Below are 18,300 nucleotides of genomic sequence, written 5' to 3' on the forward strand. Positions count from 1 at the left end.
TCTTTTCATCGCCCGCAGGCCGAGTATCACGCGGTGGATCCAGGCTCATCGTTACTCCACACAAGTCACGATGATCAACGGTGGCCGCACCCGTCTCCGCACCGGCCCCGACCAGCAAGAGCACGAACTACAGCTGGAGTATTAGACAGCCTTTCGATTGCTTCTTCTATCACCGTCTTCCGCTTGCAGAAGGTGAACCGTACCTGGCTGCGGCCGGCTTCCGGATCGTCGTAGAAGACGGAGTTGGGCACGGCGACGACGCCGCAGCGCTCGGGGAGGGCGCGGCAGAAGGCGTAGGCGTCCTTCTCGCCGAAGGGGGTGATGTCGGTCGTGATGAAGTAGGTGCCCTGGGGCCGGTAGACCTCGAACCCGGCGGCGCGCAGGCCGTCGCCGAGCAGGTCGCGCTTGCGCCGCAGGTCGGCGCGGAAGCCGTCGAAGTACGCGTCCGGCAGGCGGAGCGCCTCGGCGATGGCGTACTGGAAGGGGCCCGCGCTGACGTACGTCAGGTACTGCTTCGCGGTGCGGACGGCGGCGACGAGTGGGGCCTCACCCGTGACCCAGCCGACCTTCCACCCGGTGTAGGAGAAGCTCTTGCCCGCGGAGGAGATGGAGACGGTGCGCTCGCGCATGCCGGGCAGGGCCGCGATCGGTCGGTGGGCCCCGTCGAAGACCAGGTGTTCGTACACCTCGTCGGTCACGACGAGCAGGTCGTGCTCGACGGCGAGCGCGGCGATGGCGTTCTGCTCGTCGGCGGTGAGGACCATCCCGGTCGGGTTGTGCGGGGTGTTGAGGAGCAGGAGGCGGGTGCGCGGGGTGATCTTGGAGCGCAGCTCGTCCGGATCCGGGCGGAACGACGGGGCACGCAGGGTGAGCGGTACGCGCACCGCGCCGGCCATGGCGATGCAGGCCGCGTAGGAGTCGTAGAAAGGCTCGAAGGCGATGACCTCGTCGCCCGGCTCCAACAGCGCCAGCATGGCCGCGGCGATGGCCTCGGTGGCGCCCGCGGTCACCAGGACCTCGGTGTCGGGGTCGAGGCTCACGTCGTAGAAGCGTCGCTGATGGTCGGCGATGGCCGCCCGCAACTCCGGGACGCCCGGCCCCGGGGGGTACTGGTTGCCGCGTCCGTCCCGGAGCGCGCGTACGGCCGCCTCCCGGACCGACTCCGGTCCGTCCGTGTCGGGGAAGCCCTGACCCAGGTTGATTGCCCCGGTCGCGGTGGCCAACGCCGTCATCTCCGCGAAGATCGTCGTCCCGCGCCCGTCCAACCTGCGGTTCAGCAGCGGTCTGGTGTTCAACTCTGCGCGATCCTCACTACTCGGGGCCGTCGGGGTACAGACCCCATCCTGACGCATCGCCCACCACACCCCACCTCACGTGGCCGGCCTCCGGGGCATCTCGACCGGGCCCCCGTCACGACAGCCGCCGGTCCGACGGGGGTGCGTCGGATTCGCCACCCGCTGAACGCGACGCGCGCACGCTCCCCTCTGCCGCGTCCTTCGGGTCGCCCGCCGGGGCTTGTCCTCCGTATGGGGGACACACGTTCCCCCAGGGTCGCCGGCCGTCCGGTGGTGACGGACAGGGCGACGCCCCTGAGAACGTAAGGAGTGGTACGCCGCAGGAACAGCGGGTGACGGGTGTCGTCCGATGTTCGGTGGACGCCGGTCCGCCCCGGCGGCGAACCGGTTTTGCCCGCCTCGCTCCACAGGAGCTTCGTTTCCTCCCCCGGCCCTGAGCCGAGGGCATCCACGAAGGAGAACCCCGATGACCGACTACGCGATCGTGCGAGCGGCGACCGTTCACGGCGACCCCGTTCTGCGGGAGACCGACCAGGGGAAGGAAGTCCCCTCCCCCCTCGCGGTCGCCTCCCTCGGCGTCGTTGTCGCCGCGATCACGGTGGCCGCGGTCGTCGGCAGCGCCGGATACGTGGTCAACGCGGCGGACGGGGGCTGACGCACCTCCGCTCGCCGCCGGCCGCCCTCCGCGTGCAGGGCGGCCGGCGGCTCGGTACGCCGAGCCGGCGACATCGGGCCCGGAGCGGCACACCACACCGAAGGGCGGTCGGGGAACGACGCGTTCCCCGACCGCCCTTCGGTGTTCTCGATCGAGTGGTCCCCGGCGACGCCGATCCCGGCGGTGCTCGACAACGGGAGGCCGGCCCCGGCGGCGAGCGTGCGACCGAGCCGATACGAACCGGGACGCGCCCCTCCTCGTTTCACGGTCCGTTGAAGGCCACTTGAGTACGGCCCGGACCGGCTCGGGGGCGACCGATGGTTTCGCTCGTCATCACATCTCGCCAAGACCTCACACTATGGGGCTATTTCGTATTTCTGGGCGTTTGCCGGCATCCGAGCGCGGAGATCGCATCGTTGGCGATCCGCATCGGGCGGATGGCCACCGAGGAAGGAAGCCTCCCTCATGACGTCACCGGCCATGACCCGAGTCCGGCTCTGTGCGGCGGTCTCGGCGCTGCCGCTTGTCCTGTTCACGGGGGCGACCCCCGCGGTCGCCCACCCCGCGCTCCCCTCCACGGCGACACCGACCGCCCCGCGTGTGGTGGTCGGAACACCCAGCGCGGCCGGTCAGACCTCGACGGCCCTCTGCCCCGCCGGCACCAGGGTCGTCGGGGGCGGCCACTACTCCACTTCCTTCCACTACTCCGATCGCGGCGACATCCACGACGCCGTGCTCGCCAACGCTCCCACCCGGGCCGGGGGCGGCTGGGTGGTCAGACAACTGAAGGGAAGGTCACAGGCGTTGGCGCTGTGCGTACCGGCGAAGGAGGCACCGCGTGTGGCCGTGGGAGCCGCCCGAGCGGCCGGCAGGGCGTCCAAGGCCACCTGCCCCACCGGCACCCGCGTCACCGGAGGCGGGTTCCTCTCGAACACCTTCCACCGCGCCGCCGGCGGCACGATCCACGACTTCGTGCGCACCAGTTCGCCCGACCGCTCAGGAGGGGCCTGGTTGGCCGCGCAGGTACGCGGGAAGGTCCGAGCGGTGGCGTTGTGCGCGCCGACCAGGACGGCACCGCGCGTGGTCGTCGGCGCCGCCGGAGCGGCCGGCAGGACCTCCAAGGCCACCTGCCCCACCGGCACCCGCGTCACCGGAGGCGGCCACTACGCGCGGACCTTCCCCCACGACAGCTCGGGCCCGATCCACGACGCGGTCTCGGCGAACACCCCGTCGCCCGCCGGGGACGGCTGGGTGGCCCGGCAACTGACGGGTGAGGCGAGGGCGGTGGCGCTGTGCGCACCGGACGGCCAGGCGCCGACGGTCGCCGTGGGAGCCGCCGGAGCGGCCGGCAGGGCTTCCAAGGCCACCTGCCCCACCGGCACCCGCGTCGCCGGAGGCGGGCACTACTCCCACAGCTTCCCCCACCGAGGCGGCGGCCCCATCCACGACTACGTGCGCACCAGTTCCCCGTCGGGATCGGGTGACGGCTGGATCGTCCGACAACTGAAGGGCGAGGTACGGGCGCTGGCCCTCTGTGTCAGGAAGTAGACGGCCAAGGGGACTCGGGGACCGGATCGGGCGATCCGGCGCGATGCGATGGGGTCCCGATCGGGCGGGTGGGCCCCACCGCCTCGCGGACCACCCGTCGCCGGTGCGCGACCAGGCGCTCGGCGCGTTCGTGGGCGCGCGGGGCCCGAAGAGCGCACACCGTGGGAGAACACGTGCGCTGAGGGACCCTCCGAGGGAGGTAAATACCATGAAGTTGGGTAAAAACACTGTGCCGCCGCGCTGGTTCGTGGTTCGCTCTCCCTCACCCACGCAGCCCCCGGACGCGCCATGCCCCTCCTTGGCGACGCCGACGGCTGAACGGGCCGCACGGCGGGCGCGACCGACGTGCGATGGACCCGCCCTTCCTCCTTGTGCGCCTGCGGAGCCGATCCATGCTCACGACCCTGACCACCGCCTACACCGACACGCGTGCCTCGGACCTGGCCTGGGCCCTGGGGCGGGAGCCACTGCCCGCGCTGGCCACCCTCGATCTCCGACTCGGTCCGTCGGCACTCCAGTTGCGGCTCCTCGGGGCGTCACACCAAGTGATCCTGGAGCAGGAGCGGGGGGTGTGCTCGGAGACGGTGGCCTGCATCCCGGGCAGCAGAACCCCCCTTCCCCTGGGCGTGGCCAAGCGGATGGACGACTGGGAGTACGAGTTCGCCGCTCGCGTGGAGCTGCTCTCTCCCGGTTCCTTCGCCGTGCGGGCCCAGGAGTTGCTGGCCCTGGTCAGCGATCATCCCCATGGCCTCGCGGGCGTCTTCCCGGGGAGTCCGCACGCCTTCACCGCCCTGCTCGCCAGTCACCACGCCGGGCAGGTGCACTGGCGGACCTGGCACGCCTATCCGCAAGAGGGACAGGTGGTGGCCACACGCACCCGCGTCGGGGTGCGTTCCGCCACGACCCCCGGGGAGGCATCCGCTCCCTCGGAGCCTCCCCGACTGCGGCCGTCGGTGGTCTGACGGCCCGGCCCCGCCCACCGGCGACGGTATCCGGCCGGGCCGCGATCTCGGCCTTCCGGTCCCGGGCGCGCCGACTCCGGTATGGACACAGGGCAGGAACGGCGCCGGCCCTCGCGGTCCGAACCGCCCTCCCGCATGGGCTCGGACGCCACGGGAACCCACCGGTCGGGATCGCCGGGAGGCCGGGTCCGCGGAAGGGGGCCCTCCTCTGGTCGCCCGGGTCGCCGCTCGTGGGTAGGGTGCGTTGACATGCAGCACGAGGTGTTCGTTCCGGTTCCGGCCGAACGGCTCGGGCGGACGTTGGCCGATCCCGAGCGGGTCGCCGACGCCCTGCCCGGGCTCCAGCGGGACGGCGGGGCCGAGCCCGTCAGTGGGCGGCTCAGACTGCGGATCGCCGGACACTCCATCACGTACCAGGGCACCGCGCGCCCGGTCGCGCGAGACGATCCGCGGGGGGCCGCCCACTTCGAGGTCGAGGGCGCGGAGGTGCGCGGCTCCGGCACGGTCTCGTTGCGCGTCGCCCTCGGGGCCAGGGAGACCGAAGGGGGTGCCCTGCTCGTCGTCTCCGCCGAGGGCTCCGCGGGTGGACGCATCGTCGAGCTTCCGCCGGACGCCGTCGGCGCCTGCGCTCTGAAGCTGCTGAACGGGTTCGCCCGGAACCTGGCCGGCATCGCCGCGGAAGCGGGCTCGGAGGGCGCCGAGCCCGCGCCGGGAGCGGAGGGCGAGGCGGGTTCCGCGCCCCCGGGGGATCGGGATGCGGCGTCCTGGGAGGCGACGGCCGCCCCCGACCCGGAGGACGTGCCGCGCCCGACCGCCGACGGCGGGGACGAAGCCGACCCGGCACCATCCCCGCCGTCCGGCTCCGAGGCCGAGGACGCCTTCGACGACCTGCCCGAGGCGGGGTCCGTCCCCGAGGTCTCCGCTCGCGACGACGATCGCGCGTCCTCGCCGTCCTCCCCCGATCTCGACGGCTCCCCCGATCTCGACGGCTCCGCCGAACTCCGCGGCTCCGACCCGGACGCCGACGGACGGTCGGATCCGGCCGGTTCGTCCTCCGAGGCGGCCCACGCGCGGCGGACCATGATCGGACGCAGCGCCGAAGAGGTCGACCACGCTCCGCCCCGTGGCCGCTACGCTCCCGAGCCGGGGCGGCGGGCCACGGCATCGGCGGGGCCGCTGCGCTGGGCGGCCCCCGCCGCGGCGCTGGCAGTGGCAGGGGCGGTCGTGGTCGGGCGGGCGCTGCGCCGGAGGCGCTGAACACCGTCGGGGCCGGTGGGGAGGCTCACCGGGCCGGCGGTGCCCTCGCCGTCGACCCGGAGCGCCTCGGAGCGGCCTCGAAACGTCGGGGGCGCTCCGCGGCGAGGGCCGCGCCGCTAGGGTCGAGCCGTGAGCGACGAGACGATCATTCTTTCGGCGGGTGAGGCGGAGGCGACCGTGCGGCCGAACAACGGGGGCCGGATCGCCGGGCTCCGTGTCGGCGGCACCGAACTCCTCCGGCAGGGGGACCGCTACGGATGCTTCCCGATGGCCCCCTGGTGCGGCCGGATTCGCGACGGCCGTTTCAGGGACGGCGGCTCGGTGCGCCAAATGCCGCTGAACTCCCCGCCCCACGCGATCCACGGCACCGCACGCGACGGCGCCTGGCGGACGGCGCGCGCGACGAGGGAGGAGGCGGTCCTCACCCACGACCTGGCCGCGCCCTGGCCGTACCCCGGTCGGGTCACCCAGCGGATCACGCTCGCCGATGACGGCCTGACCCTGGCGATGTCGCTGGAGGCGCACGGCTCGTCCTTCCCGGCGCAGGTCGGCTGGCACCCGTGGTTCAACCGTTCCCTGGACGGCGCCGAGGCCGCCCTCGCGTTCGAACCGGCGTGGCAGGAGGAGCGCGGCCCGGACCACCTGCCCACCGGGCGGCGGACGGAGCCCGCGCCGGGACCCTGGGACGACTGCTTCGGCATGCCCGGCGGCGTGGACGCCACCCTCACCTGGCCCGGCCGGTTGGAACTGCGGGTCACCAGCCCCGCCGAGTGGGTCGTGGTCTACGACGAGCAGGAGGCCGCCGTGTGCGTGGAGCCTCAGACCGGACCGCCGAACGGACTGAACACGCTGCCGCGCCTGGTCACCCCGTTGGAGCCACTGGAGGCGAGCACCACCTGGCGGTGGCGGCGCCTCTAAGCTGGCCCCATGACCGACCTCGACGAATCCCCGCGGGACGACCCGCGTGACGCCCTGCTGCGGCAGATCAAGGACAAGGCCGTCGTGCGCGGGAGGGTGACCCTCTCCTCGGGCATGGAGGCCGACTACTACGTCGACCTGCGCCGTGTCACCCTCGACGGCGAGGCGGCTCCGCTGGTGGGCGAGGTGCTGCTGGAGCTGACCGCCGGCCTCGACTTCGACGCGGTGGGCGGACTGACGATGGGCGCCGATCCGGTCGCCGCCGCCATGTTGCACGCCGCCGCCCGCCGCGGCCGGCGGCTGGACGCCTTCGTCGTCCGCAAGGCCGCCAAGGCCCACGGGTTGCAACGCCGGGTCGAGGGCCCCGAGATCGCGGGCCGGCGGGTGCTGGTCGTCGAGGACACCTCCACCACCGGGGGTTCTCCGTTGACGGCGGTCGAGGCGGTGCGCGAGGCCGGGGCGGAGGTGGTGGCCGTGGCGACGATCGTGGATCGCGCGACGGGCGCCGCCGCGAAGATCGAGGCGGGGGCCGGAGTGCCCTACCTCTTCGCCTACGGCAAGGACGAACTCGGCCTGGACTGAGCACCGGAGATCCGGACGCCCCGGGCCGGCGGGGTCGTCCTTCGGCCGGCGCGGAACTCCCCGACCGGCGGGGACGCCCCCGCGCACTCGGAGTATCCCGGTTCGTCTGGAAGGATGGGGGCGACGACGACGTCGCCCCCCAGGTCTAGGACAGGGCCCGTAGACACGCACGACGCCCACCCGCACATACAAGGAGCGGACAGATGCCGATCGCAACTCCCGAGGTCTACAACGAGATGCTGGACCGGGCGAAGGCGGGCGAGTTCGCCTACCCGGCCATCAACGTGACCTCCTCCCAGACGCTGCACGCGGCCCTGCGGGGCTTCGCCGAGGCGCAGAGCGACGGCATCGTGCAGATCTCCACCGGCGGCGCGGAGTTCCTCGGCGGCCAGTACGACAAGGACATGGTGACCGGCGCGGTCGCCCTGGCCGAGTTCGCGCACATCGTGGCCGAGAAGTACGACGTGAACATCGCGCTGCACACCGACCACTGCCCCAAGGACAAGCTCGACGGGTACGTGCGTCCGCTGCTGGCCGTCTCCGAGGAGCGGGTCCGCTCGGGGCGCGAGCCACTGTTCCAGTCCCACATGTGGGACGGCTCGGCGGAGAACCTCTCCGACAACCTCTCCATCGCGCGGGAACTCCTGGAGCGCGCCCGCGCCGCCAGGATCATCCTGGAGGTCGAGATCACCCCGACCGGTGGCGAGGAGGACGGCGTCTCGCACGAGATCAACGACTCCCTCTACACCACGGTCGACGACGCCCTGCGCACCGCCGAGGCCCTGGGGCTCGGAGAGAAGGGCCGCTACCTGCTGGCCGCCTCCTTCGGAAACGTCCACGGCGTGTACAAGCCGGGCAACGTGGTGCTCCGCCCCGAGCTGCTCAAGGAGCTGAACGACGGCGTCGCCGCGAAGTACGGCCGGGCCGGGGGGAGCAAGCCGTTCGACTTCGTCTTCCACGGCGGCTCCGGCTCCACCGAGGAGGAGATCCGGACCGCGCTGGAGAACGGCGTGATCAAGATGAACCTCGACACGGACACGCAGTACGCCTTCACCCGCCCCGTCGCGGGCCACATGTTCGCCCACTACGACGGCGTGCTGAAGGTGGACGGCGAGGTCGGCGACAAGAAGTCCTACGACCCCCGCACCTGGGGCAAGCCCGCCGAGGCCTCCATGGCCGCGCGCGTCGTCGAGGCCTGCCGCAACCTGCGCTCGGCCGGCACCCGCATGAAGTGACCCCGTCCCCGGCCCGGCGGACGGTCGCCGGGCCGGGGCCCTCGGTGTGGAAGGGCCCCGGCGGGAGGGGAGGTCAGACCTTCAGCTCGGCGTACGCCTCCTGGCTGCTGTCCCTGAGGAACTGCCGGCAACGCTCTTCCTCGTCCTTCTCGCCGATCGCTCCCGCGGCGCGGGCGAGCGCGGCCAGACACCGCAGGAACCCGCGGTTGGGGCGGTGGTCCCAGGGCACCGGCCCGTGGCCCTTCCATCCGGCGCGGCGCAGCGCGTCCAGCCCGCGGTGGTACCCGGTGCGGGCGTACGCGTAGGACTCCACCACCCGCCCCGCCTCGAAGGCGTCGTCGGCGAGCATGGCCCAGGCGAGGGAGAACGTGGGGTACCTGGCGGCGACCTCCGCCGGGGACTTCGATTCCTGGCCCAGCATGCGGTACGCCTCCTCGTTCTCCGGGAGGTGCGTCGGGTCCGGACCGCCGAGAAGGTTCCTGTGAGTGGTCATGGCGCCAGTGTGCCAGTGCCGTTCGATCGAGCGCGCACGGCGGCTCCTCCCGGCCGACTCCGGGGCCCGGGGCGCCTCGCGCGCCCATCGCGCCCACGCGGTTCGCCGGGTCCGGAGGGCCCCTCCCGCGCCGGCCCGCCCGAAATCCGCACCCGCCGGTCCGCGACCCGGGGCCCGGCGCCGCTCGCCCGCGCCGACGCGCCGGCGGCTCTTGCGCTCACCTGGGACGATTGCGGAGGATGCCATGGGGACCGGGGCCCCCGTGCCGGTGACGGCAGGGGCGGACCGCCACCCGGAACACGTCTCAGGAGACAGTGATGTCCCGACCAGCCCACCCGACCCCCCACCGGACGGGGGGCGAGGAGCCCGAGGCCCCCCACCTCGACTTCCAGGGCACGACCCCCTACGAGGACTACGTCAAGGCCGACGTCCTCACCCACCTGCAGCACCCCCTCTCGGACGACCCGGGAGAGATGGTCTTCCTGGTCACGACTCAGGTCATGGAGCTGTGGTTCACCGTCCTCGTCCACGAGTGGGAGACGGCCGCGCACGCGCTGCGCGGCGACGACGCCCGCACCGCGACCGAGGCCCTGCGGCGCTCGGCTCGCGAACTGGAGGCGCTCAACGCCTGCTGGCGACCGCTCGGCCGGCTCACCCCGGCGCAGTTCAACTCCTACCGCGAGGCGCTCGGGGAAGGGTCCGGTTTCCAGTCGGCGATGTACCGCAGGATGGAGTTCCTGCTGGGCGAGAAGTCCGCCTCGATGCTCGTGCCGCACCGCGGCTCCCCCCGCGCGCACGCGGAGTTGGAGAAGGCGCTGCACGAACCGAGCCTCTACGACGAGGTGGTCCGGTTCCTCGCACGGCGTGGCCACGACATCCCGGAAGCCGTGTCGAACCGCGACGTGGCGCGACCGTACTCGCCCTCCGATCGGGTGGAGGCCGCCTGGACGGCCGTCTACGACGGCGACCCGGACAGCGAGGAAGCCCGACTCGGCGAGGCCCTGACCGACGTCGCCGAGTTGGTGTGGCGATGGCGCAACGACCATCTCGTGGCCACCCGGCGCGCGATGGGCGCCAAGACCGGCACCGGCGGTTCCGCGGGAGTCGCCTGGCTGGAGAAGCGGGCCCGAAAGAACGTCTTTCCCGAGCTGTGGACGGCGCGATCCCATGTCTGATCTCCGGCACGAGGCCGAGCGGGCGGACGCCGCCGACCCGCTGCGCGGCTTGCGGGACCGCTTCGTCCTCGACGACGACGTGTACCTCGACGGCAACTCGCTCGGCGCCCTGCCCGCGCACGTCGCCGAGCGCGTCCAGGACGTGGTGCGGCGGCAGTGGGGGGAACTGCGCATCAGGTCCTGGGAGGAGAGCGGCTGGTGGACCGCGCCGGAGCGGATCGGCGACCGGATCGCTCCTCTGGTCGGCGCGGCACCCGGGCAGATCGTGGTCGGCGACTCCACCAGCGTCAACGTCTTCAAGGCGCTGGTGGCCGCCGTCCGCATGGTCGACGACGACCGTGACGAGATCCTCGTCGACGCGACCACGTTCCCCACGGACGGCTACATCGCCGAGTCCGCCGCCCGGTTGACCGGCCGGCACGTCCGGGCGGTGGCCCCCGACGACGTCACCGCCGCGCTGGGCCCGCGTACCGCGGCCGTCCTGCTCAACCACGTCGACTACCGCACCGGGCGCCTGTACGACCTGCCCGGGCTCACGGCGGCGACGCGTCGCGCGGGCGCCGTCGCCGTCTGGGACCTGTGCCACAGCGCCGGGGCCCTCCCGGTCGGCCTCGACGAACACGGCGTCGACCTCGCCGTCGGGTGCACCTACAAGTATCTGAACGGCGGCCCGGGCGCGCCCGCCTACCTGTATGTGCGGTCGGCGGCGCAGGACCGGTTCGACTCCCCGTTGCCGGGCTGGAACTCGCACGCCGAGCCCTTCGGGATGGCGTCCGCCCACATCCCCGCGACCGGCGCGCGGCGGGGTCGGGTCGGCACGCCCGACATTCTCTCCATGCTCGCCCTGGAGGCCGCCCTGGACGTGTGGGATGGAGTGTCCGTCGACGCGGTGCGGGCCAAGTCGCTGGCGCTCACCGACTTCTTCCTGCGCTGTGTCGCCGCCTACGTCCCGCGGGGACGGCTCACCACGCCGACCCCGGTCGCGCACCGCGAACGAGGCAGCCAGGTGGCGCTGCGCTGCGAGGACGCCGGGGACGTGATGGGGCGACTGATCGGGAAGGGCGTCATCGGCGACTTCCGCCACCCCGACGTGCTGCGCTTCGGCTTCACCCCGCTGTACCTCGGGTACGCGGACGTGGAGCGGGCGGCGCGGATCCTGGGGGACGTGGTGCGCTGACGTCCCGCTCGACCGGGCATCACCCCTCGTCACGGAGAGGCTCGACCCATGCCGAACACGATCACGGAGCCAGGGGGCGCCGCTCCGAGAGCCGGGGGCGGTCCGTTCGGAGAGGAGGACGCGGCGGCTCGGCGGGCCGCCGAGGAGGAGGCGTCTTTGTTCTCCCACGCGCCCGTCGCCCCGGACGCCACCTTCGCCTACGGCCCCCACCCCGACCAGGTGATCGACTTCCACGCGCCGCGCCGGGACGGCGGAGCGACTCGACCGGCTCCGGTCGTCGTCGTGCTGCACGGCGGCGCCTGGCGTGCCCCGTACGACCGGCGTCACGTCGGGCCGTTCGCCGCCTTCCTCGCGGGACGGGGGTTCGCCGTGGCGAACGTGGAATACCGACGGGGTCGGGCGGCGGGCGCCTCGGGGAGCGGCGCCGGCGCGGCGGTGGCCGGGCGGTGGCCCGACACCCTGGACGACGTGGCCGCCGCGCTGGACGCGCTACCGGCGCTCGTCCACGAGGAACTGCCGGAGGCGGATCCGCACCGCGTGGTGGTGACGGGCCACTCGGCCGGTGGGCATCTGGCCCTCTGGGGGGCGGCCCGGCACGTGTTGCCGGTCGGCGACCCGCGGCGCTCGGCGCGCCCGGCGCCGTTGCGGGGGGTGGTCGCGCTCGCCCCGATCGCGGACCTCGCGGTGGCCGCCGAGTCGGGTGTCTGCGGTGGGGCCGTCCGCGAGTTCCTCGGCGGGGACGACGCCTTCGCGGCCCGGCGCGCGCACGCGGACCCGGCGCTGCTGCTGCCGACGGGCATCGCCACCGCCCTGGTGCACGGTCGCGCCGACCGGGAGGTGCCCGGGGCGGTCGCCGAGGCGTACGCGCGGGCCGCCGCCGAGGCCGGCGAGGTGGTCGGGGTGACGCTTCTGGAAGGGGTCGGGCACTATGCCCTCGTCGACCCCGCGACCGACGCCTGCGCGGTGGTGGCGGAGGAGATCGCGCAGCTCGCCTGGTGACCCTCCGGCGGTACCCCGGTGAGGCCGACCCCCGCGTGGGCGGGGTCGGTCACGTCGACTCTAGGACGGGGCGAGAGGGCGTGGCGCCGAGGGTGATCGGCTCCGGGGTCGCGCAGCAGCCGCCTCCTTGTCCGGAGAGGGGGCCGGCGTCGGGCTCGTCGTAGAGACCCGTGCCGCCGCACACGCCGGTCTCCGGCAGGGTCGGCTCGACGCGCTCGGCGGCCTCCCGGTTGACGGCCAGGGCGGTGGCGGCCGAAGGGACCCGCTCGTAGCCGGACGAGGGGTTCGACGCCTCGCCCGGCGAGGTGGGCGGCGGCCGGGCCGATCGGGCCGGCTCCGACCACCACGACGGGACGCGGCCCGACGGTGGAGCCACTCCCGGTACTCCCCTTTGCCATGACATTCATCGAATCCATCCACCTTCGGCATGACACTCACATCGAAGACGGTCAACATGGATGAACGTCGATTCGATCTCCGTCCCCGGGTCTGCGCCGCTCCGGATCGGCCCCGCTCGGCCTCGCCTCGGAGCCGCCAAGTCCGCTCGGCTCGGGACCGCGTCACCGCGGCCCGTGCCACCATGGAGACATGTCGAACACCCAGGCGCCACCCCGGCCGGAGCCCCGGTCGCACGCGGTGGAGCCGTGCTGCCCGCCCTTGGACGAAGGCCCGCTCACCCCCGAGGAGGCCGAGCGCGCGGCGCGCATGTTCAAGGCGCTGGGAGACCCGGTGCGGCTGCGACTGTTCTCCGCCGTCGCCTCGCACGAGGACGGGGAGGCATGCGTGTGCGACATCTCCGACGTCGGCGTCTCCCAGCCGACCGTCTCCCATCACCTCAAGAAGCTTCGGGAAGCCGGTCTCCTGACCTCCGAGCGGCGCGGGACCTGGGTCTACTACCGCGTCGAGCCGTCGGTGGTGGCGGCCATGGGACGGCTGCTGGCCGTCCACTGACCCCCTGGCGGGCGGCACCGGCGCGGACGCCGTCCGACTCCGCCCGCCGTCGGCGGGCTCCGTGTTCCGACCAGCGGGTGCTCGGTGATGGTCCCCCCTCGCGGGGCGAAGAGGACGACGATGGTGAACAGCGGGCCGTAGAGCGCCCAGGGACCGATCCCGGGCGGGACGACGGACTCGGACCGCTCCCGCCCCATCCTCAGCTCGCCGATCGCGCGGGTCGGGAAGCCCGCGACCGGGGGAACGCCCGGGAAGACGGCCACGTCGAGCGTGATCCCCCACAGCGGCGAGCGCTACCTCGACTGGCGGCCGGACGACCCGACCGGGCAGGGGGTCGCCGCCGTCCGCCCGATCCGCGACCGGATCAAGGGCCTGGTCGAGAGCCTCATCGAGGAGATCGCGCCCGGTTCTCCCGCCTGAGACCCGCGATGCTCGCGCGATCCCGGCGCCCCGACGACGGGGTCCGGCGCCCCCTTCCTCTCCTCGGACGACGCGGGCGGTGGCGCCGGAGAGCGGTCAGTGACCGCTCAGTTGGCCTGCCAGCCGGCCGTGCATGTCGGCGCTCGGCTCGTTCAGGCCGACGATGGTGACCTTCTTGCCGCGCTGGGCGTACTTGTTCTCCACCGCGTCCAGCGCCGCGACGGAGGACGCGTCCCAGATGTGCGCGCGGGAGAGGTCGATGACCACGTCGTCCGGGTCGCCCTGGTAGTCGAACTGGTAGACGAGATCGTTGGACGAGGCGAAGAAGAGCTCGCCAGTGACCGCGTAGACGATCTGCCCGCCGTCCGGATCGAGGACACCGGAGACGTTGACCACGTGCGCCACGCGCTTGGCGAAGACGACCATGGCGGTGAGGCAGCCGACCACGACGCCGATGGCCAGGTTGTGCGTGGCGACGACGCAGGCCACGGTGACGACCATGACGAGGGTCTCGCCGAGCGGCATCCGCCGCACCGTCTCGGGCGCGACGGAGTGCCAGTCGAAGGTCGCGAACGACACCATGACCATGACGGCGACCAGGGCGGCCATCGGGATGTCGGAGACGACCGGCCCGAAGACGATGCAGAGCACCATCAGGAACACACCGGCCAGGAACGTCGACAGGCGGGTCCGGGCGCCGGAGACCCGCACGTTGATCATGGTCTGGCCGATCATCGCGCAGCCGCCCATGCCGCCGAAGAACCCGGTGACCACGTTGGCCACCCCCTGGCCGATCGACTCCCGGGTCTTGCCCGAGTGGGTGTCGGTGATGTCGTCGACCAGTTTGGCCGTCATCAACGACTCCATCAGACCCACCAGCGCCATGGCGAAGGCGTACGGGGCGATGACGGTCAGCGTCTCCAGGGTGAGGGGCACGTCGGGGAGGCCAGGCACCGGGAGCGAGGAGGGCAGTTCGCCCTTGTCCCCCACCGTCGGCACGGCTATCCCGGCCGCGACGGTGATCACGGTGAGGACGACGATGGAGACCAGGGGCGCGGGCACTACCGTGGTCACGCGCGGGAAGAACACCATCAGCGCCAGCCCGGCGGCGACGAGCGGGTAGACGACCCAGGGCACGCCGCTCAGCTCCGGCACCTGGGCCATGAAGATGAGGATGGCCAGGGCGTTGACGAAGCCGACCATGACGCTGCGGGGCACGAACCGCATGAGTCGGGCCACCCCGAGCGCCCCGAGGACGATCTGGAAGACACCGGCGAGGATCACCGCCGCGACCAGATAGCCCAGTCCGTGATCGCGGTTGAGCGGGGCGATCACCAGGGCGATGGCCCCGGTGGCGGCCGAGATCATGGCCTTGCGCCCGCCCACGACCGAGATGACGACGGCCATGGTGAACGACGCGAACAGGCCGACGGCCGGATCCACCCCGGCGATGATCGAGAAGGAGATGGCCTCGGGGATCAGCGCCAGCGCGACGACCAATCCGGCGAGCACCTCGGTGCGGAGCACTTTCGGGGAGGCCAGCCAATCGGGCCGGGAGGGTCGGAACCCGGGGGCCACGGACAGGGGTGAGGACATGCGACCGTTTCTGTTCAGGCACGCGCCACCCTCGGGGACGCACGCGCGTCGTACTCGGCTCGGATCCGTCGGGCGGACCCCCGCGGTGGCCGACCGCGTCGGTGGGGTCGGTCGTCTCCGCGCGGCGGCCGTCCGCCGCCGGTCGGGCATCATGGCCCGGAGGTCTTCGGACGCCATCGGGGCCGATCCGGGCCCGCGCCCTGGCGTTCGCGCGCCGCCGCGGCCCCCGGCCGCGGTCGGCACGCGGCAGACTCTACCCTGACGTGAGGGCAGAGTGCGCGGCGTGGCATGAGAATCACAGGCGAGCACTCGTAAACGCCCTGTGATTCGCCTCACCCGGCGCCGCGGGCGCGCGGATTCGGAAACCGAAGGCGGCGGCAGAGGAGATCATGGGGTGATGACGGACCAGCGACGTATGCGGATCGGAGAGGTGGCCGAGCGGACCGGCCTGTCGCTGCGCACCATCCGTCACTACGAGGACGTCGGTCTCGTGACCCCCTCGACACGCAGCAAGGGTGGCTTCCGGCTCTACACGGAAGTCGACGTCGAGCGCCTCATGGTGATCCGCCGGATGAAACCGCTGGACTTCTCGTTGGACGAGATGCGCGAGCTGCTCGACGTCACCGACCGACTGGCGGCCTCCGACGGGCTCGCCGGCGAGGAGCGGGAGCGGCTGCGCGAACGTCTGGACGCCTACCGGCGGATGGCCGACGATCGCTGCGAGACGCTCCGCGCACGACTGGCGATGGCCGAGGACTTCGCCGCGACCCTTCGAGGGCGACTGGGCCCTCGGGCAGCGACGGACACCTGAACCGCCCGCGCCGAGCACCCGGCCCCGACCGAGTGGGGAACGCCGACCCGAGCGCCCGCGCGCCGAGGAGAGGCGAGCCCGGTGGCCCCCCTGTCCCCGCCCGGCCGCTCCCCTCGTCGCTCCGCCGGGGAGGGCGCCCGCCGCGCCTTGACGACCTTGCGCGACACGGCATCGGGCGACACGTTTCCGCCCCCGAGAACACCCCCTCCTCGCAGAATCCGACAGCTCCTGTCAGTTGCCGTCAGGGCGCCGGAAATCACCCGTACGGCTGATACACATACCCCGCTGGGGCCACATGTCAGGCGTTCGTGCGAACGCACCGGATGGCACAACACGGTCGGGCAGAGGGGGAAAGGTGTCGGACCTTCACGAATCCGTTCACCAAGCCGGTTTCGGCGCGCTCTCCAGGGCTTTGGCCCGGTGCCGGGCCGACGGGACGACCACGGCGCTGCGCGTGCGCGGCAGGCCCGGCGGGGTGTTCCATCTCCGGCGAGGCCGGGTGATCGCCGTCGAGAGCCCGGGGGCACCCGGGGTGGACGCCCTCCTGCTGCGTTCCGGTCGCCTGAGCGAGGCCGACCGGGCCGAGCTCTTCCCCGCGCGCACCATGCCGGAGAACCCGGACGCCGGGCTCGTCGCACGCGGCCACGTGGGCGCCGCCGAACTGCAGGTCGTCTCCGCGATGGCCCTTCGAGACGCGGTCTTCGCCATCGTCGCGGGGGACGTGGCCGAGTGCGTCGCCACCCCGGACGCGACGCCGGACGGCCCCGTGGTGGCGGACGAGGATCCCCTGGCGGTCCTGGACGCCGCCGCCCGCCGGCTGGCCGGCCTCGCGGCCCTGCCCGAGGCGGTCCTCCCGGACCGGGAGCGGGTGGTCTCGACCCGGCGCGTCCCCGACCGGGCCGAGACCCGAACCCCCCGCCGCCTGGAGATCCTCTCCCTCGCGAACGGGCGGCGCACCCCCAGGGACATCGCGTTCGCGCTCGGACGGGGCGTGTACGGCGTCACCGTCGAGGTCTCCCGCATGCTCGGCGAGGGATGGCTGGAGCGGGCCGGCCAGGACGCCCCCTCGGGCGACACACCCCGGGTGTGGGCGGCCGAGGTCCCGACGCCGCGTCACGCGACGGCCGGCCCCGAGGTCGTGGCGTCGATCGAATCCCTTCCCCGACGCACCCCGGGGGCCAGTGGGTTCAGGGCGAACGCCCTGGTCGCGTCGGAGTCGACGACGAACTGGAAGGGACTGTTCCGATTCAAGGGCCGCACCCGGGCCGGCCTGTTCGGCGGGACCGAATCCTGAACCGCCCGGGGAGTCACGAACATCGTGCGAGGAGGTACGTGAGTGGATCACGAGGCGCTGGCGGGTGAGATGAGAGAGCTTCGCGACCGCATACCCGGGATCACCGACACGCTCGTCGCCGCGGTGGACGGACTGCTCATCGCGGCGGACACCGAGGACGGGATCGAGCCCGACGGCCTGGCCGCGCTCTCGGCCGCCCAGATGGGGATCTCCCAGCGGACCGCCGCGGCCACCGGACGCGGCACCCTCCAGCGCACCGTGGCCTGGTCGGGCCGAGGGTGCGCGGCGGTGTACACGGTGGCGGACACCGCCCTGCTCGTGATCCTCGGCGACGACGGCCTGGACGTCGACCGACTGCACGTGGAAGCCCAACCGATGCTCAAGCGCATCGGGGCCGTCCTCTCCGAAGGGAAATAGCGAAATGGCGACGAAACGCATCACGGGGTTCTCCGACCAAGTGGCGGCGCTGGTCAAGGCCCTGCGGTCGGAGACCCCCGACTGCGTGGCGGCCGGGGTGGTGGACATGGCCACCGGCATGCTCCTGTCCTACGAGACCGTCGACACCCACCCCACGGAGGTCCTCGACCTGCTCGCCGGTGCGACCCTCGACCTCTTCCAGGGCCGCACCGTCCTCATGATCGAGGACGTCTTCAAGGAACGACGCGGGGTGCAGGACGACCACCACTACTTCCAGGAGATCCTGGTGAACAGCGAGAACCTGACCCACCTGTTCATCCGCATGAACGAGGGTCAGGACGTCGTGGCGGTGGCGGTCTGTCGCAAGTCGGTGAACGTGGGCATGCTGTTCGCGCAGGCCCGGCGGGTGATCAAGGAGTACGGCGGGATCTGAGGTACCCCCCCTCGGCGCCCCGACCGGCGCCCCCGATCGGGGTCCCGCGGGACGACGCGCCCCCGCCCCCCGTCCGGACCGT

The 18,300-nt window shown here is 72.9% G+C and carries 18 protein-coding genes and 3 pseudogenes; 16 read left to right on the forward strand and 5 right to left on the reverse strand.

Features of this window, described 5'->3' with window-relative positions; all coding sequences use genetic code 11:
* Window positions 1–74: 74 nt before the first annotated feature.
* Complete coding sequence (locus JEK78_RS10140; protein ID WP_242483336.1) at window positions 75–1,295, reverse strand: pyridoxal phosphate-dependent aminotransferase; 1,221 nt, start codon at window positions 1,293–1,295, stop codon at window positions 75–77.
* A 466-nt stretch (window positions 1,296–1,761) separates the two neighbouring features.
* Here JEK78_RS10140 and JEK78_RS10145 point away from each other — a divergent pair, with 466 nt between their 5' ends.
* From JEK78_RS10145 to fbaA, 7 genes are all read left to right on the forward strand, one after another.
* Entirely contained in the window at window positions 1,762–1,950 is a 189-nt protein-coding gene (locus tag JEK78_RS10145; protein ID WP_200263752.1) for a hypothetical protein, read from the forward strand.
* Window positions 1,951–2,415: 465 nt separating this feature from the next.
* Window positions 2,416–3,498: a hypothetical protein gene (locus JEK78_RS10150; RefSeq protein WP_200263753.1), complete on the forward strand. Its 1,083-nt coding sequence runs from the start codon at window positions 2,416–2,418 to the stop codon at window positions 3,496–3,498.
* Window positions 3,499–3,890: 392 nt separating this feature from the next.
* A complete protein-coding gene (locus JEK78_RS10155; protein ID WP_200263754.1) occupies window positions 3,891–4,460 on the forward strand; it encodes a DUF2617 family protein in 570 nt (189 codons plus the stop codon).
* A 249-nt stretch (window positions 4,461–4,709) separates the two neighbouring features.
* Complete coding sequence (locus JEK78_RS10160; protein ID WP_200263755.1) at window positions 4,710–5,717, forward strand: carbon monoxide dehydrogenase; 1,008 nt, start codon at window positions 4,710–4,712, stop codon at window positions 5,715–5,717.
* Window positions 5,718–5,846: 129 nt separating this feature from the next.
* On the forward strand, window positions 5,847–6,635 hold the full coding sequence (locus tag JEK78_RS10165; protein ID WP_200263756.1) for an aldose 1-epimerase: 789 nt from the start codon (window positions 5,847–5,849) through the stop codon (window positions 6,633–6,635).
* Window positions 6,636–6,644: 9 nt separating this feature from the next.
* Window positions 6,645–7,217 carry an orotate phosphoribosyltransferase gene (gene pyrE / locus JEK78_RS10170; RefSeq protein ID WP_200263757.1) on the forward strand — a complete coding sequence of 191 codons (573 nt, stop codon included), beginning with the start codon at window positions 6,645–6,647 and terminating at the stop codon, window positions 7,215–7,217.
* Window positions 7,218–7,420: 203 nt separating this feature from the next.
* Window positions 7,421–8,452, forward strand: coding sequence for a class II fructose-bisphosphate aldolase (fbaA, locus tag JEK78_RS10175; RefSeq protein WP_200263758.1), 1,032 nt, complete (start codon window positions 7,421–7,423; stop codon window positions 8,450–8,452).
* Window positions 8,453–8,525: 73 nt separating this feature from the next.
* Here fbaA and JEK78_RS10180 read toward each other — a convergent pair whose 3' ends face one another.
* Window positions 8,526–8,945 carry a DUF3151 domain-containing protein gene (locus JEK78_RS10180; RefSeq protein ID WP_200263759.1) on the reverse strand — a complete coding sequence of 140 codons (420 nt, stop codon included), beginning with the start codon at window positions 8,943–8,945 and terminating at the stop codon, window positions 8,526–8,528.
* Window positions 8,946–9,262: 317 nt separating this feature from the next.
* On the opposite strand from JEK78_RS10180, the gene JEK78_RS10185 reads away from it, so the two are divergent.
* From JEK78_RS10185 to JEK78_RS10195, 3 genes are read left to right on the forward strand one after another with little or no spacing between them, the layout of a single operon-like run.
* Window positions 9,263–10,120, forward strand: a complete 858-nt coding sequence (locus JEK78_RS10185) for a tryptophan 2,3-dioxygenase family protein (protein ID WP_200263760.1) — start codon at window positions 9,263–9,265, stop codon at window positions 10,118–10,120.
* Window positions 10,113–11,297: a kynureninase gene (gene kynU / locus JEK78_RS10190; RefSeq protein ID WP_200263761.1), complete on the forward strand. Its 1,185-nt coding sequence runs from the start codon at window positions 10,113–10,115 to the stop codon at window positions 11,295–11,297. The genes JEK78_RS10185 and kynU overlap by 8 nt, the downstream gene beginning before the upstream one ends.
* A gap of 48 nt (window positions 11,298–11,345) precedes the next feature.
* Entirely contained in the window at window positions 11,346–12,296 is a 951-nt protein-coding gene (locus JEK78_RS10195; RefSeq protein ID WP_200263762.1) for an alpha/beta hydrolase, read from the forward strand.
* Between the two features lie 49 nt (window positions 12,297–12,345).
* On the opposite strand, the pseudogene JEK78_RS10200 reads toward JEK78_RS10195, so the two are convergent.
* A pseudogene (locus JEK78_RS10200) lies at window positions 12,346–12,573 on the reverse strand (flavoprotein); the annotation flags it as partial.
* Window positions 12,574–12,884: 311 nt separating this feature from the next.
* Between JEK78_RS10200 and JEK78_RS10205 the strand changes: the two are divergent.
* Window positions 12,885–13,247 (forward strand): metalloregulator ArsR/SmtB family transcription factor, encoded by a 363-nt coding sequence (locus JEK78_RS10205; protein WP_200263764.1) that lies wholly within the window; start codon window positions 12,885–12,887, stop codon window positions 13,245–13,247.
* Window positions 13,248–13,318: 71 nt separating this feature from the next.
* Here the strand turns inward: JEK78_RS10205 and JEK78_RS23305 are convergent.
* Window positions 13,319–13,531 (reverse strand): annotated as a pseudogene (locus JEK78_RS23305) (arsenical-resistance protein); the annotation flags it as partial.
* A gap of 1 nt (window position 13,532) precedes the next feature.
* Between JEK78_RS23305 and JEK78_RS10215 the strand changes: the two are divergent.
* Window positions 13,533–13,667 (forward strand): annotated as a pseudogene (locus tag JEK78_RS10215) (phosphotyrosine protein phosphatase); the annotation flags it as partial.
* A 96-nt stretch (window positions 13,668–13,763) separates the two neighbouring features.
* On the opposite strand, the gene JEK78_RS10220 reads toward JEK78_RS10215, so the two are convergent.
* Window positions 13,764–15,263 carry a SulP family inorganic anion transporter gene (locus JEK78_RS10220; RefSeq protein WP_200263765.1) on the reverse strand — a complete coding sequence of 500 codons (1,500 nt, stop codon included), beginning with the start codon at window positions 15,261–15,263 and terminating at the stop codon, window positions 13,764–13,766.
* Window positions 15,264–15,660: 397 nt separating this feature from the next.
* Between JEK78_RS10220 and JEK78_RS10225 the strand changes: the two genes are divergently transcribed.
* The 4 genes from JEK78_RS10225 to JEK78_RS10240 all read left to right on the forward strand — a co-directional run bounded on the left by JEK78_RS10225 (window position 15,661) and on the right by JEK78_RS10240 (window position 18,218).
* Window positions 15,661–16,074, forward strand: a complete 414-nt coding sequence (locus JEK78_RS10225; RefSeq protein ID WP_200263766.1) for a MerR family transcriptional regulator — start codon at window positions 15,661–15,663, stop codon at window positions 16,072–16,074.
* Between the two features lie 355 nt (window positions 16,075–16,429).
* Window positions 16,430–17,368, forward strand: a complete 939-nt coding sequence (locus JEK78_RS10230) for a MarR family transcriptional regulator (RefSeq protein WP_200263767.1) — start codon at window positions 16,430–16,432, stop codon at window positions 17,366–17,368.
* Window positions 17,369–17,410: 42 nt separating this feature from the next.
* Window positions 17,411–17,785 (forward strand): roadblock/LC7 domain-containing protein, encoded by a 375-nt coding sequence (locus JEK78_RS10235; protein WP_242483337.1) that lies wholly within the window; start codon window positions 17,411–17,413, stop codon window positions 17,783–17,785.
* A gap of 4 nt (window positions 17,786–17,789) precedes the next feature.
* Window positions 17,790–18,218, forward strand: a complete 429-nt coding sequence (locus tag JEK78_RS10240; protein WP_200263768.1) for a hypothetical protein — start codon at window positions 17,790–17,792, stop codon at window positions 18,216–18,218.
* The last annotated feature ends 82 nt before the right edge of the window (window positions 18,219–18,300 follow it).

Source organism: Streptomyces sp. HSG2, from assembly GCF_016598575.1.
GTDB lineage: Bacteria > Actinomycetota > Actinomycetes > Streptomycetales > Streptomycetaceae > Streptomyces.

Excerpts from the sequence above, each read along its gene's own strand:
- JEK78_RS10145 (WP_200263752.1), top strand. The coding sequence starts at position 1,762 with ATGACCGACTACGCGATCGTGCGAGCGGCGACCGTTCACGGCGACCCC.
- JEK78_RS10150 (WP_200263753.1), top strand. The coding sequence starts at position 2,416 with ATGACGTCACCGGCCATGACCCGAGTCCGGCTCTGTGCGGCGGTCTCG.
- JEK78_RS10155 (WP_200263754.1), top strand. The coding sequence starts at position 3,891 with ATGCTCACGACCCTGACCACCGCCTACACCGACACGCGTGCCTCGGAC.
- JEK78_RS10160 (WP_200263755.1), top strand. The coding sequence starts at position 4,710 with ATGCAGCACGAGGTGTTCGTTCCGGTTCCGGCCGAACGGCTCGGGCGG.
- pyrE (WP_200263757.1), top strand. The coding sequence starts at position 6,645 with ATGACCGACCTCGACGAATCCCCGCGGGACGACCCGCGTGACGCCCTG.
- fbaA (WP_200263758.1), top strand. The coding sequence starts at position 7,421 with ATGCCGATCGCAACTCCCGAGGTCTACAACGAGATGCTGGACCGGGCG.
- JEK78_RS10180 (WP_200263759.1), bottom strand. The coding sequence starts at position 8,945 with ATGACCACTCACAGGAACCTTCTCGGCGGTCCGGACCCGACGCACCTC.
- JEK78_RS10185 (WP_200263760.1), top strand. The coding sequence starts at position 9,263 with ATGTCCCGACCAGCCCACCCGACCCCCCACCGGACGGGGGGCGAGGAG.
- kynU (WP_200263761.1), top strand. The coding sequence starts at position 10,113 with ATGTCTGATCTCCGGCACGAGGCCGAGCGGGCGGACGCCGCCGACCCG.
- JEK78_RS10195 (WP_200263762.1), top strand. The coding sequence starts at position 11,346 with ATGCCGAACACGATCACGGAGCCAGGGGGCGCCGCTCCGAGAGCCGGG.
- JEK78_RS10205 (WP_200263764.1), top strand. The coding sequence starts at position 12,885 with ATGTCGAACACCCAGGCGCCACCCCGGCCGGAGCCCCGGTCGCACGCG.
- JEK78_RS10220 (WP_200263765.1), bottom strand. The coding sequence starts at position 15,263 with ATGTCCTCACCCCTGTCCGTGGCCCCCGGGTTCCGACCCTCCCGGCCC.
- JEK78_RS10225 (WP_200263766.1), top strand. The coding sequence starts at position 15,661 with ATGACGGACCAGCGACGTATGCGGATCGGAGAGGTGGCCGAGCGGACC.
- JEK78_RS10240 (WP_200263768.1), top strand. The coding sequence starts at position 17,790 with ATGGCGACGAAACGCATCACGGGGTTCTCCGACCAAGTGGCGGCGCTG.